Below are 13,880 nucleotides of genomic sequence, written 5' to 3'. Positions count from 1 at the left end.
AAATCAATCGAAAAAAGCCGACAGTTTGCTCCATGTCGGCTTTTTTTAATTTGCTGTAAAGACACTTTGTTCAATTTGCTTCATTTGATAAAAGTATCCTTTTTTGTTCATCAATTCTTTGTAGGTTCCCGCTTCTACAATAGCTCCTTCATCCATAACGATAATTTGATCCATGTTTTCCAGACCGGCCAGACGATGACTAACAAGGATGACGGTATCATTTTTAGCAGCTTCAAACAGATGATGATAAATAGACTGTTCCGTTAAAGCATCCAAAAATGATGTCGGTTCATCAAGTATCCATAGCGGAGCTTTTTTCAACAATACCCTGGCGATCGCCAGTCTTTGCTTTTCCCCGCCTGATAAATTTCCTCCTCTTTCTAACAACGGATCGGCCAAAGAAAGATAGTCAAGCTTCACCTTTTTCAGCACATCTTCCAAGTCTTCGTCATCCACTACATCTTTAGCAATCATTAGGTTATCGCGAACGGTACCGTAGAAAAAGTGGTTGTCCTGCAAAATAACGTTCGCATTTTTCCAAAGGCTTTCTTCATCTAATTGATCGACCGGGATGCCGTTGATCCGAATCACCCCTTGATAGTTTTTATAAATTTTTAATAAAAGGGCCAGCAAGGTCGATTTGCCCGAACCACTAGGTCCGACAATGGCTGTTTTCGATCCTGCCGGAAATGTAATTGAAACATTTTTTAAAATTTCACCAAATAAATGAAAGGTGACATTCTCCATGACAATTGATGGAGCTTGTTGACCGGGAAGCTCCTTCATTTCTTTCTCATCAGACGTTTTTACAGAAGAGTCTTGATGCGTGGCGTCTGATAGTCTTGCAGCAGCTTGGCGGCTGTCCTCTAAATAACTTGGAAAAGCAGCCATCGGTGCCGCATGTTCAAAAACAGTTAATGAAATCATTACAAGCATGGCAAGAAAAATACCATCTAATTGACCGCCTGCAACGAAATAGACGCCAAGCAAAAGAATAATCCAAGAGACAATTAAAGATACAAACGTATTGACAGATTGACTGAAGAGGTTATAGATTGCTTCACGTTCCTGTTCTTTCAAATAAGCATCGGAGCGTTGGGTAAGCTTCTCTTGTTTATGCTCAAGCTGTTGATAAATTTTTAAATCGCGAAACCCATAAAAAAACTCCGTCACTTCTGTCGATAAATTCCCGCGGCTTTGTCGAACATGACGCTCTACTTTTTTTAGTCTGAAAGCAAAGTAAGCCGGAATTAGGACAGTGGTGAAAATCAAACCGATACATAACACCAAGGCAATATAAAAGGAAAAGAACGAAGTGAAAAAAATGGTCCATAAAAATATGAGAGTGGATACGATCGGCGGATAAAAAACACGCAAAAAGAAGTTTTGCAGCGTTTCCACATCGCCGACAATTCTGGAGAGGAGATCTCCGCTCCGATATTTAAGAAAAATCGCGGGCACCAATGGCTCCAGCTTTTCAAAAAAAGAAACTCGCAACCGGCTTAATATATTGAATGTGGCGCGATGAGAAAAATAACGCTCCCCGTAACGGCTGCCTGCACTGATAAACCCTAACAGTTTTATACACGCTATGAAAACAGTCAGCGTGTAAATTGGCGGTGCAAGAGCTGCTTTAGAAATCAAATAGCCGCTTGAAGCAAACAAACTCACTGTTGCGATTCCTGTTATAAATCCGAAGAGAATGGACAAAAAAAGATCTTTCTTTTCAGTTAATGTCAGCTTTGTAATAAATAGCAAATCTTTCATTTTGCCATGCCTCCTTGTTGGAGCGTTGTCATTTTCCTGTACGTTTCAACTGATTCCAGCAATTCTTTATGTGTTCCGGATGCGATGAGTTCTCCATTTTCCAAAAAAAGAATTTTATCCGCATTTATAATGGTATGAAGCCGATGAGCGACGGTAATGACGGTGGAAGATTGAGCTAATTCCTTTATGGAATCCTGCAAAATTTGTTCTGTTTGAAGATCCAGTCCAGTCGTCGGCTCATCAAACAATATAATGGATGGTTTTTTCAAAAACGCTCGTGCCAGTGCAATTCGTTGTTTTTCTCCTCCGGAAATTCCCCTTCCTCCTTCTCCAATAGGTGTATCAAAACCATTTTCAAGTGATTGGACAAGCTTTAAAATCCCTGCCTTTTCGGCTGCTTGTTCGATTTCCTCTTTCGTTGCATCGAGTTTTCCTCCCAAAGCGATATTTTCCGCAATCGTTCCAGAAAAAAGATACGGATTTTGCGAAATATAGCTGATTTCATCGAACCAGCTCTTTTCGTTCAAATCAGACCGCCGAATTCCGTTCACATAAATTTCCCCTTCAGTAAGCGGAACAAGACCTGCAATCACATGTAATAAAGTCGATTTCCCAGCGCCGCTCTTTCCGACAATTGCCACTTGCTCAAACGGGCGGATTTCAGCATTTATATTTTTTAAGGCAAACCTATCTCCCTCGTAACGAAATCCCGCTCCTTCTATGCGAATGGTCGGCGGTCCTTCACCTTTTGGCAAAACTGCCTTCCCCCATTTTACTGGCTTTCCGATTGCGTTTAGCTCCTCTTCAATCTTTCTTGCCGCCCCCATACTCCCCCTGCCTGCATGAAAGGCGCTTCCTAAATCTTTCAGTGCATTATAAAACTCAGGAGCTAGAATCAGCATGAAAAACGCGGTAAAAAAAGAAATGTTTTGAAAAATAATTAAGCGAATCGCCACATCAAGGGCAATCAATCCCATACTAAGCATGGAAATGAACTCCAGCATAAAAGAAGAGGTAAAAGCAATTTTCAATACTTCCATCGTCGCATCCCGAAAGCCATGGCTGCTTTTTCTGATCGCTTCTTTCTGCTGTTTCGCACGGTTGAACAGCTTAAGGGTTGTCAGCCCTTGCAAGGTGTCAAGAAAATGTCCCGATAAAGCGGTCATTTTCTCCATTTGCTCCTCCGATTTCTTTTTCGTTTTGTAGCCAATGATGATCATGAATATCGGTATAAATGGCGCTGTAATCACCATGATTAATCCAGTAAATGGATGGCTAGCAAACACAACGAAAAGAATGAGAAGAGGTATGATCGACGTTTGAACTGCCTTTGGAATATAAATGCTAAAGTAGCTGTCGATTTCATCTACCGCATCCAGCAATACACTTGCTTTTTGTCCTGTTTTCCCTTGCAGCGATACTTGCAGCGGGTTGCTTGAAAATTTATTTAATAAAGATTGGCGAAGATCTTTTTTCACTTTGGACGCTATTTTAATTCCTGTTAAACCGCTGAAATAATGGGATGCAGTTCTGGCCAAAAGAACAATGAACAAACCTAAAAGCAACTGGAAAACATCAGCAAAAGACTGTTTCTGTAAAAAAATGCGATCGACAATCGCCGCAAAAAAATAAGCTTGTCCAATAATGGCAGCACCAGAGATGAAAGCAAGCACGATTAGCAACATCAATTTTGTTTTCTGCTTAAAAGCCAATTTTTTTAGCTGAACCATCCTTTCATGCCTCCCAAAAAAACACGTCTATAGATACGTTTGATGAAACTTGAAGAAACTCTTTTAACATGGCAGTCCAAACGTTTTACAGTTCGCAAATACTTTCAAACAAGTATACATGATAAAATATATTCAAGTAAAACAACGGCCTCACCATTTTTTTAAAGTCTTCTATTCTTAGTTTACAGCATTGTAATAGTTGAATAACATGCTTAGATGAAAGAAAAATTTTTATTCGTTTATATAGAAAAGATATCAAATCGTGAAACTAATTTGATTTTCTATCGTATATAACATTGAAACTGAGTTCACAAAAATACAAATACTTTCATACAGGGGGAAGTCGAAATTGAAAAAATTATTAGCAGCTTTGTTTGCTTTCGCGCTTATTTTTTCACCTGTTGGAAATGTTGTTTTTCAAGATCATCCAACGATTGTAGAGGCGAAGTCATACAAATCAGGGAAAAAAAGCTTCAATTTGAATAAAAATACCACAACGAACAGTTCGAATTTCCAAGATAAAAAGGCAAACACTCCAAAAAATCAATCTGCCGCCTCCAAAGGCACATTCTCATCAGGAGGATTTTTCAAAGGCCTTATGTTAGGAGGGCTTGCCGGATTATTATTTGGCGGACTGCTAGCAAACATGGGTATATTCGGTTCAATTTTAGGTTTATTCATTAATTTGCTGGCAATCGTTATTCTCATCTCGATCATTCGCAAAATTTTCGTCCTGATCAAACATAAAAAAGAAAAAGAGGCTGCAAATCCATGGAAAAGCTGATCATTCCGGAGCAAGATATTATTAATGCCATCTGCGTGTACATTTCCCGAAAAAAACAAATAAAGCCGGAAGAAGTTGTTGTGGAGCTGATGTATGACGACGATTACGGCTTTTCTGCCGAAGCGTATGTAAACGACCGAAAGCAAGTACTTATTACCGCAAACATCATCGAAGCTCTGCGTCTTTGGCTCGATGAATTTTTAAACGAAGACCCGTACGCTGGGATTGAACTTGTGTTGGATGATGAAGAAGGAATTATTGCCATCGTCAAAGGAAGATAAACGAACAATCTTTAAAAATAATCAGCACAAATTCGGCTGACTATGGATTGCGCTGGAACATTATGAAAAATGTTTCGGCGCTTTTTCATGTTTCCAATTAAAATCCACTCTGAACTGTAGATGAGCAAATTCACTAACATAAATTTACATCCGAACAAAAAAGGAGACATGAACCCGATTCCTTGATTAGAATAGATGTGTCACCAAACCATTCTCAAGGAGGTTCATGTCTCATGAATAGACTACCACATCACCAAGGAATCGACAAGTTTTTCGCAATGTTGGGGCTGGCCCTTTATTTCTCTAAGCCGGTCATGAAGCATCTCGTTCATATTATCGATGCGCTGACAACGAAAGGATTTGTGGGAACCTTGACCGATCTGCATCATGAGAGCTTTCATCCCAACCATCGAACGACACTGAGCCATTTTTTCACGAAAAGCCCTTGGGATGAAGAAATCTTGCTTCGCAAACTCCAGCAGTGGATGCTTCGTCATGTGGAACGAACGGCCAAGCGAGAGAATCACCCCATTTTTGTTTCGATCGATGATACGATCTGCCGAAAAACGAAGCCTTCGTCACAGGCGAAACACGCTATTGAAGGGTGTAATTGGCATTATTCTCACGCGGACAAAAAGTCGATTTGGGGACACTCTCTCGTCTGGCTCATGGTTCATACGATGACGCAAGCCTTTCCCTTTGCGTTTCGCCTCTACGACAAGGCGGATGGGAAAAGCAAGGGTCAATGGGCCATCGAGATGCTTTCTTCTTTGGATGTGCACGGTTCTGTTTATGTGCTGATGGATTCTTGGTACCCATCGAAAACACTCGTGGAAGCCTGCCTGAAAAAAGGATTCCACGTCATTGCGATGCTCAAGACGAATCGGGTTCTTTATCCAAAAGGCATCGCCATCCAAGCCAAACAGTTTGCCCGCTATATCGAACCGAACGACACCCATCTCGTCACGGTGGGAGAAGAGCGTTATCGCGTGTATCGCTACGAGGGAGCGCTGAAAGGTCTCGATGATGCCGTTGTGTTGTTGGCTTGGAAAGCCGATCAGCCGATGACACCTGAACATCTTCACTGCGTCTTGAGCACCGACCGGGAGCTAAGCGATGAAGAGATCTTGCGCTACTATGCCCAGCGTTGGTCGATCGAATGCTTTTTTCGACAAGCGAAAGACCAGCTGAAGCTCGATGGGTACCGCGTTCGCGGGCGTCGGGCGGTGAAACGGTATTGGATCTTGGTGCAACTCGCTTATGTGTACAGTATGGTCGAATCCAACAGCGATTTCTCTACCGGGCTTGACTTCCTTCGAAAGAAGAAAGGACATAGCCTCGTGGAGTTTATTTACGATGCAGCGAAACAAGATATTCCCATTGATGTCGTTAAAAAACAGCTTCATGTGGCATAAGGGGTACTCCGTTTGTCTCTTTTTACATGGTAATTATTGTAATGAAAATTGCTCAACTACAGTCTGAATTTAAAAAAACTCTATTTTATTGATTTTTTAAAATGCGATGAATCTCTTTAATCTCTACCCCGTATTCAACTGAACGTGCTGACAATTCCTCAATCACACGCTGCTGACGTGCTACAAATTGTTCTAAATTCTCATAAGTTTTAGGGATTCCTGTAATTTTTCGTTCGATATTTTCCATTTTTACTTCTAATCGGGATTGTCCTTCTTTTAGTTCTTTCATCCCTACTTTTAGCTCTTTCAACTCTTCTTTTACACCTTGTTGTTCGACTGCCAAACGGTGTTGTCCTTCTTTTAGTTCTTTCAGCTCTTCCTTCATATCTTTTTGCTCAACTGCTAAACGAGACTGACCTTCCTTTAGCTCTTTCAGCTCTTCCTTCATACCTTTTTGCTCAACTGCTAAACGAGACTGACCTTCCTTTAGCTCTTTCAGCTCCTTCTTCATATCTTTTTGCTCAACTGCTAAACGAGACTGACCTTCCTTTAGCTCTTTCAGCTCTTCCTTCATACCTTTTTGCTCAACTGCTAAACGAGACTGACCTTCTTTTAGCTCTTTCAGCTCCTCCTTCATACCTTTTTGCTCAACTGCTAAACGAGACTGACCTTCTTTTAGCTCTTTCAGCTGTTCCTTTACACCTTGTTGTTCGACTGCTAAACGGGATTGTCCTTCTTTCATTTCTTTTAGCTCTGATAATATTAATTTTAACGCTTCTTCCATCATATGAAACCTCCATCATGATTCATTTTATAATAACAAATATCTATCCTCTAAACGTTTCTATATAAAATAATAGAACAAATGTTTGGTTTTGTGAAGAAAAAGTTTCGTTTTAACTTCTGCTTTTATGATGATTATAATACACTTTTCTCTGACAGAAAGGTCTTAACACCACCTTTTTTCCTCGATTAATCTTTATTAGGAAATTTTCGAAAGCACCGATAAAAAATAAAAAAATTTCACATTTTCTCAGATCATTCATTTTTTTCCCTTTTGAATACTAAGTTTGATTTTTCCCCATTCCGATACATCAGCTCCTCCAGGTTTTGTTTGATTTTTTCTTGTAGTTTGTTCGATTCTTCAAATTGTTCGAGCAACCGTTTCGTTAGTTCGGCTATTTTTTGCTCAAAAGGAATGTCTTCTTCTTCTGCTGCCTCTGTTCCGACGTACATGCTTGGTGTCAGTTTGTAGTCGTTTTGTTGTACTTCTTCAAGTTTTGCAATTTTACAGAAACCTTCAATATTTTCGCAGATTTTTGCATGTTCATATTTAAATGCTCGATAAACTGTTGCGATTTTATCAATTTCTTCTTTAGACAATGCTTTTTGCTTGCGGCTGACGGGCTTTCCCATTTTTCGGGCATCGATAAACAAAATTTTGTTTCTTCGAGCACGGTAACCGTTTTTTCCATCGCGATTTTTACTTAAAAAGAACAAACAGCACGGTATGCCTGTTGTGAAAAACAGTTTTTCCGGCAATTGGACAACGCAATCGATGTACCCTTCATCCACCAATATTTTCCGCACTTCCTTTTCTTCCTTAACATTCGTTGTCATTGCGCCATTTGCCATCACAAACCCTGCTGATCCTGCATCATTTAAATGGTATAAGAAATGCTGCATCCACATATAGTTTGCATTGCTGTTTGTAACAGGCCCGATCAAGCGCGGATCGCTTTTCGATATTCTGTCCGCCCCCCAATCTTTTTGATTAAACGGCGGGTTGGCAATCACATAATCAGCCTTTAATTCAGGAAACTGATCGTTCAACAGCGAATCTCCCAGCCGTATTTCCGCATTGATGCCATGAAGCAATACGTTCATTTTTCCAAGACGTACTGTCGTGACGACATTTTCCTGTCCGTAAAATAAAAGAGACTTTTTATTCGGCGCATACCTCCCGCTTTGAATAAACATTCCACCGCTTCCACACGCTGGATCAAACACGATACCTCTTTTTGGTTCAAGCATCTCCACCAGCAATTCCACAATACAGGATGGGGTAAAAAACTCGCCGCCTCTGTTCCCTTCTGACGAAGCAAATGAACTAATAAAATACTCATAAGTACGACCGAGTATATCTATGCTGTCTTCCGAGCTGCCACTAAACACATCACGTGAAAAAATTTCAATTAATCCAGCAACATTTTCTACCGGTAAGTTCAAGCCTTGATAAATTTGCGGCAGCACCCCTGTCAATTCTGGGTTTTCTTCCTCGATTCGCTTCATCGCATTATCGAGAATTTCTTTAATATTCGGCTGTTTAGCATTTTTCATTATATAGTGCCAGCTTGCTTCCTTCGGGACGACAAACACATTTTTATCTCTATATTGATGAGAATCTGAAACGAAACCTTGCTGCATTTCTTCATTTTCCGCAAAAATTTGCTCCAACTCATTGCAGCTCTGTTCATATTTATTCGAAAGATAGCGCAAAAAAATAAGCGGCAGTACATAATGTTTATAGTCAGCTGGAGCCACGCTTCCGCGCATTTTATTAGCTGCTTCAAATAATTCTTTTTGGAAATCAATCTCTGCTTTAACCGCCATGGTTTTCCCCCTCTAAATCTTGCTGTCGATTCATTGTATTTTAAAAATATTTTAGCATAATCTGTCTTCCTCTTTTTCAAAACAAAAGAGCGGCCGCATGCTTTGGCCGCAATAAGAAACAAAATAAATTTTCGAATTTCCACAATATGAACTATCGATTGATATCCTCTTCCTGCAAACTTTTGGGCATTTATGTTCTTCATCAATTCTGAATTTGGTTGAAAAAATAATATCCTTTCTACATATGCTGCTTTAATCAAGAAAAACGTGCCAGTGCTTTTTGCTGAAGGGATAAAAAAAATTCATTGACAAAATCTCACTAGCATTGCAGTAATTAAATCTGATGATTCAAAATACTAAGAATGTTCAATTTTTTATTGATTTCGAAACAAAAAAATCCTTTACAATGGAAGTACAGGTGGTTCCTGTCCAAATCCAATCGTAAAGGATAACTGTTATGGACAAGAATACACTAATTTCATCATTTGGTAAATGGGTTTCACCCATAAATATTCAAAAACTTAGCGAACAAGTCAAAGAATTGAAACAGGACTATTACACAAAAAAGCTGACAACAGAAGCCTATATTAAACTTTTATTGGTAGCCCAACTGCTCGAATTTAAGAGCTTAGAGGAAATGAGTGATGCACTTGTAGACGAAGATCTTCAAAAAGCACTCGGATTTGAATCGATAAGTGCCTCTCAGCTATCCCGAAAAAACAATCAGATCCACCCACTAATTCTTGCCAATTTGTTCTTGGATCTTGTTTGGAAAATTCAACGGTACCATTATCAAAACGGAAAGAATATGCCACTGAAAATCATTGATTCAAGTACACTCCCGTTGAATTTGACCCATTATAAATGGGCAAAATTCCGTAAAACAAAAGCTGGTGTAAAGCTACACTTACGGCTCGTTTTCATGGATAAAGACACCGTCTATCCTGAAAAAGCAGTGATTACGACAGCAAAAGAACATGACCGAAATCAACTCGAAGTCCTAGTGGATGATCAAGAAGCCATGTATGTGTTTGACCGCGGTTATGTGGACTATGAACGTTTTGATCGGATGACAGATGATGGCTATTTCTTCGTTTCAAGACTGAAGAAAAACGCAGTCATTCGTGAAGTCTATACATTTTCACTTCCTGATGATTGTCACGTTCTATCCGATAAAATGGTCTACATTGGTACCACACAAAATCGTACTGAAAATGTCTTTCGTCTACTAGAAGTTACGGACACAAAAGGGAACTTACTTCGTTTCATCACCAACCGATTTGATTTAAAACCAGAAGAGATAAGTGATATTTACCGATCTCGCTGGGCTATTGAGCTCTTTTTCAAATGGCTCAAGCAACACGTGGAAATTAAGCACTTTTATGGGATGAGTGAAACAGCTATTCAAAATCAAATTTTCTTAGCCCTTATCACGTATTGCTTACATGTTCTCATTCAATTGGAGATGAAAAGTAAGAAATCCCTACTTCGAATTACTCGTTGGTTAAAGAGAGCTCTGTGGAAACCAGCTTATGTTTGGTTGCGAAAATTTGATGGGCGAGCCAGTCCATAATCTCCCTTTTGTCGTTGTCGCTCTGGTTTAACTGTATATATTTACTAAATGGGCAGTGCCACCTTTCTTTAGGTTTTGTCTTTTTGGCACAAATTCACAAAAATTAATTAACAGAAAATTCTAACTATATTTATGCAATGCTAATGGTAGTAAATAATAAAATAACAACGACAAATCCACTAATAATCTTTAATCGCAGACTTTTCATTATTGTCCTTACACTGATTTATTTTTGTAATTTTTACCAATCTCAAACAAAACTGAATCAATTGGATAATTTTGTGATTTAACAAAAAATTTTTTTATAATTTTTGGGAATAGTAGGTGTAGGGTTGGAGTTGCTCTTCGTTGATGTCGATTACTTCTTTTAATGCATGAAATATTTCCTACATCTACTTCCTTAACTATTACTACCACTAATCTGTTTAATCAGTAGATGAAATTCCGGGAAGGCGTTGAAGTAAATCAATTTCAGGAATATTCCCTGGGAAATTCATACTCCCTTTTGACATAGAGGGTTTAGAACGATTGAGATGTTTTTACAATGGGCCAATAGAACGAACTTTGCCAAATATGTATTTTTATTTTACTCCATCACCAAGCCTCCTTTCCTATGTAAAAATAAAAAAACTGCCCTTAAAAATTCTAAAGAGGGCAGTTGAATAGACAATACATCCGCTAATAACCTTCTTAAAAAGAATCAAAACCATTCTTTATAGGAAGGGCAGCTGGCTGGCATGTCTATCAAAATAGATTTAGCCCCTTTAGCTTTGCGTCCTACCCTTTCGAGTAGTTTGCCGAAACAAAATTATATTTTTGTAGAAATTTGAAGGAATTTATCAAATAATATCTCTTACTTAATTGTATAACAAATTTTATAGTGAAAATGGTATAGTTAAAATGAACTATTTTTGAAATTGATAGGTAAAAAGTTTTAATTGAATGCATGACAATTGACCTGTTAATCATTAGAAATTTAGGATCAATTGATTAGTAACAAGCCGACGTGTAGTAGTCAGCTTCTTGATTTCTTTATTGGTGAAGACAAAAGACCTATGGAAGGTAGTAAATTTTTCAATTTATTCTCTACATGACAGAAGCTATGACACAAAGCCAACCACTTTTAATAAAAAACAATACAAAAAGCGGACGAAGAAAACTTGTTCTTTTTCTTCCGTCCGCTTTATTTTTGTGGCTTATCGGGTAAAGCTTTTCCAGAATATTGATGATTTACATACAGACGGGGAATGACCTCTGATTATGGACTTATTTTTGTACCACTTAAAATAGAAAAATATACTCTGTTTAAGAAAAGAAAGGCAGAGAAAAATGGAACATAAATTTTTGCCTTAACCTTAAGCTTGGTACAGTTATGAATTTTAATCTATACAGGGCATATCCCAATAGAATAAGATGTCTTTCTACATCAGGAACAGTTAAAATAGTTGGACATTTTTTTAATGAAAAGCATGTAGCTGCTCTTTGAAAAGAAATAAGAAGGGCTCTTCGATGCTTTAACTTATTTCCAATGGTGACGAAATGGCTGGTACAGATAAAGCCCTCAACAATTCCTAGGAAGCCGCTCGTAAAACTGCGGAGAATTATTTTAAAAAAGTTGATTTTAGCTGAAAAAATGAACTATTACCCAAGTCAACTTTCCGGAGGACAACAACAGCGCATGGCAATTGCACAAGAGCTTGCTATGGAACCAAAAGCGATGTTATATGATGAATCGACATCTGCCTTTGATCCCGAATTACATCTTGCAATCTGCGGATAAAAAAAGCCGTCTTAAAGTCATTCTAAAATGACCGTTTAAGACAGCTCGTCGAAAAAATTTTCGTTTACCAATAGCGCGGATAACCGCCATAAAATCCTCCGTAATACGGCGGATAAAACGGATATGGCCGCGGTCCTACCAGTGCACTACCTAAAAAGCCACCGAGCAAGCCACCAAAAAACGGCGCACCGAAGAAAAAGGGGTTCCGCCCTTCGAAGAAAAAGGGTCTCCTTCCGAAAAATTGACGTTCCGGGTACATTTTCCATACCTCCCGTTGTAACAATTTACATCTCAATATTTTTTATGCATTCGCCACGGCTTTTGTATGGGCATATGTTGGATATCCGGCAAACGTTAAGATTTATTTTAAATAGATGGAAGAAAGAATCCCTCCGCTCTCAGCATTCTAAAGAAGCCTCTATGAAGATACGTCATGATTTTTGGGTTCCGCAAAAATGCCCGTTTCCGGGAGAAAAATGCTTTTGGATAATAGACAGGCGTTATTCCCAGTCTGGAAGCGAACAACGGATATGAAAAGCACCGTGCGGTTTTCCCGTTCCGCTAATGAATCAAAAACGTTGGGGCAGCGACAAACACACCAGCATTCCCTCTCCATAAGCGAATTAGGGAAAAATCTTGGGGCATCTCGTCTTCCCTGTCAGCTAAATTTTTCTTACGATAAAATTGTCCGAAACGAACTTCCCATCCATAGCAAAACACCCTTGAGGAAAGGCGATTGTTGCCTTAAGCCATTTTTATTGCCTGGCGTCGAATAAATAGGGTAAGATAAATCTAACATCGGTATGAACGAACAGTAATCAAAGGAGGGGCCAACGGATGGAAATCGGCATTTACACATTTGGAGAACGGACGGTTGATCCGGAAACCGGTCAATTGATCAGCCCGGGGGAACGGCTGCAAAACTTGATGGAGGAAATTGAACTAGCCGATCAAGTCGGACTGGATGTGTTCGGCATTGGTGAACATCATCGTCCCGACTACACCGTATCGGCTCCAGCGGTAGTGCTTGCCGCTGCCGGGGCCCGCACCAAACGCATTCGGTTGACCAGTGCAGTAAACGTCTTAAGCTCTGACGATCCGGTGAGGGTGTTTCAACAATTTGCCACCTTGGACCTGCTCACTCAAGGCCGCGCTGAAATCATGGTCGGCCGCGGTTCGTTTATCGAATCCTTTCCCCTTTTTGGCTACGACCTGAAAGATTATGACGAGCTTTTTGAAGAAAAGCTTGATCTGCTGCTCAAGCTGCGAGAATCCGAACGGGTCACATGGGCGGGAAAGCATCGTCCGTCGCTGGACAATCTAGGGATCTATCCGCGGCCCCTGCAAAATCCGCTTCCGGTTTGGATAGCCGTTGGAGGAACCCCGGAGTCGGCCGTCCGTGCAGGCATGCTCGGTCTTCCGATGGCACTGGGCATCATCGGTGGTCTGCCCGAACGGTTCGCGCCCTTTGCTCAATTACACCGGGAGGCAGCGCAAAAGGCGGGGCACGAAACGCCACACCTCAGTATCAATTCACATGGTTTTCTCGCCGATTCGTCGCAGGAAGCAGCTGACATTGCATTTCCAGCGTTTAAAACGATGATGGATCGGCTGGGACGGGAACGCGGTTGGCCGCCATTGACCCGGGAGCAGTTTGAATTCTCTCTTTCCTTACGGGGCGCCAATTTTGTCGGCAGCCCTGAGCAAGTGATCGAAAAAATCTTGTTCCAGCATGAAATTTTCGGCCACAATCGATTCCTTCTGCAATTGACCGTCGGCACGCTGCCGCACAAAAAAGTGTTGCGTGCCATCGAACTGCTGGGTACTAAAGTGGCACCGGTCGTCAAGCGGGAAATTGCCCGCACAAATCGGAAACCGTAACCGATATCCACTAAAAGAAGCTAGCAGCAACGAAAAGGTTTCGGCTGGGCAACAAC

At 40.2% G+C, this 13,880-nt stretch carries 10 protein-coding genes, 1 pseudogene and 1 riboswitch; of the genes and pseudogenes, 6 read left to right on the top strand and 5 right to left on the bottom strand.

The features are described 5' to 3' along the window. Positions 1–45 precede the first annotated feature (45 nt). Positions 46–1,767, bottom strand: a complete 1,722-nt coding sequence (gene cydC, locus NSR00_RS01285; protein ID WP_340786455.1) for a thiol reductant ABC exporter subunit CydC — start codon at positions 1,765–1,767, stop codon at positions 46–48. Further along, entirely contained in the window at positions 1,764–3,497 is a 1,734-nt protein-coding gene (gene cydD, locus NSR00_RS01280; RefSeq protein ID WP_340786453.1) for a thiol reductant ABC exporter subunit CydD, read from the bottom strand. The genes cydC and cydD overlap by 4 nt, the downstream gene beginning before the upstream one ends. A gap of 349 nt (positions 3,498–3,846) precedes the next feature. On the opposite strand from cydD, the gene NSR00_RS01275 reads away from it, so the two are divergent. The 3 genes from NSR00_RS01275 (at position 3,847) to NSR00_RS01265 (ending at position 5,977) form a co-directional block, all read left to right on the top strand. Then, complete coding sequence (locus NSR00_RS01275) at positions 3,847–4,281, top strand: hypothetical protein (protein ID WP_327874009.1); 435 nt, start codon at positions 3,847–3,849, stop codon at positions 4,279–4,281. After that, entirely contained in the window at positions 4,269–4,562 is a 294-nt protein-coding gene (locus NSR00_RS01270) for a YxcD family protein (RefSeq protein WP_063386402.1), read from the top strand. The genes NSR00_RS01275 and NSR00_RS01270 overlap by 13 nt, the downstream gene beginning before the upstream one ends. Positions 4,563–4,795: 233 nt before the next feature. After that, positions 4,796–5,977: an IS701 family transposase gene (locus tag NSR00_RS01265; protein ID WP_340786448.1), complete on the top strand. Its 1,182-nt coding sequence runs from the start codon at positions 4,796–4,798 to the stop codon at positions 5,975–5,977. A gap of 85 nt (positions 5,978–6,062) precedes the next feature. Here the strand turns inward: NSR00_RS01265 and NSR00_RS01260 are convergent, their stop codons facing one another. Next, positions 6,063–6,764 carry a hypothetical protein gene (locus NSR00_RS01260; RefSeq protein ID WP_340786444.1) on the bottom strand — a complete coding sequence of 234 codons (702 nt, stop codon included), beginning with the start codon at positions 6,762–6,764 and terminating at the stop codon, positions 6,063–6,065. 251 nt (positions 6,765–7,015) lie between these two features. After that, the gene (locus NSR00_RS01255) at positions 7,016–8,590 is read right to left on the bottom strand and encodes a type I restriction-modification system subunit M (protein WP_340786441.1); all 1,575 of its coding nucleotides are present in this window, start codon (positions 8,588–8,590) and stop codon (positions 7,016–7,018) included. 457 nt (positions 8,591–9,047) lie between these two features. Here NSR00_RS01255 and NSR00_RS01250 point away from each other — a divergent pair, with 457 nt between their 5' ends. Together NSR00_RS01250 and NSR00_RS17975 are read left to right on the top strand one after the other, a co-directional pair. Next, positions 9,048–10,163: an IS4 family transposase gene (locus NSR00_RS01250; protein ID WP_340786439.1), complete on the top strand. Its 1,116-nt coding sequence runs from the start codon at positions 9,048–9,050 to the stop codon at positions 10,161–10,163. Positions 10,164–10,883: 720 nt separating this feature from the next. Continuing rightward, positions 10,884–10,972, bottom strand: a riboswitch (cyclic di-GMP riboswitch). Positions 10,973–11,790: 818 nt separating this feature from the next. Then, positions 11,791–11,922: pseudogene (locus NSR00_RS17975) on the top strand (ATP-binding cassette domain-containing protein); the annotation flags it as partial. Positions 11,923–12,007: 85 nt separating this feature from the next. On the opposite strand, the gene NSR00_RS01240 reads toward NSR00_RS17975, so the two are convergent. Next, positions 12,008–12,202: a hypothetical protein gene (locus NSR00_RS01240; RefSeq protein WP_340786434.1), complete on the bottom strand. Its 195-nt coding sequence runs from the start codon at positions 12,200–12,202 to the stop codon at positions 12,008–12,010. A 578-nt stretch (positions 12,203–12,780) separates the two neighbouring features. Between NSR00_RS01240 and NSR00_RS01235 the strand changes: the two genes are divergently transcribed. Next, positions 12,781–13,824, top strand: coding sequence for an LLM class flavin-dependent oxidoreductase (locus NSR00_RS01235; protein ID WP_340786432.1), 1,044 nt, complete (start codon positions 12,781–12,783; stop codon positions 13,822–13,824). Positions 13,825–13,880 lie beyond the last annotated feature (56 nt).

The organism is Aeribacillus sp. FSL K6-8394, from assembly GCF_038008865.1.
GTDB lineage: Bacteria > Bacillota > Bacilli > Bacillales > Aeribacillaceae > Aeribacillus > Aeribacillus composti.
Note: the sequence above shows the minus strand (reverse complement) of the source record. Positions and strands in the feature narration are given on the sequence as shown.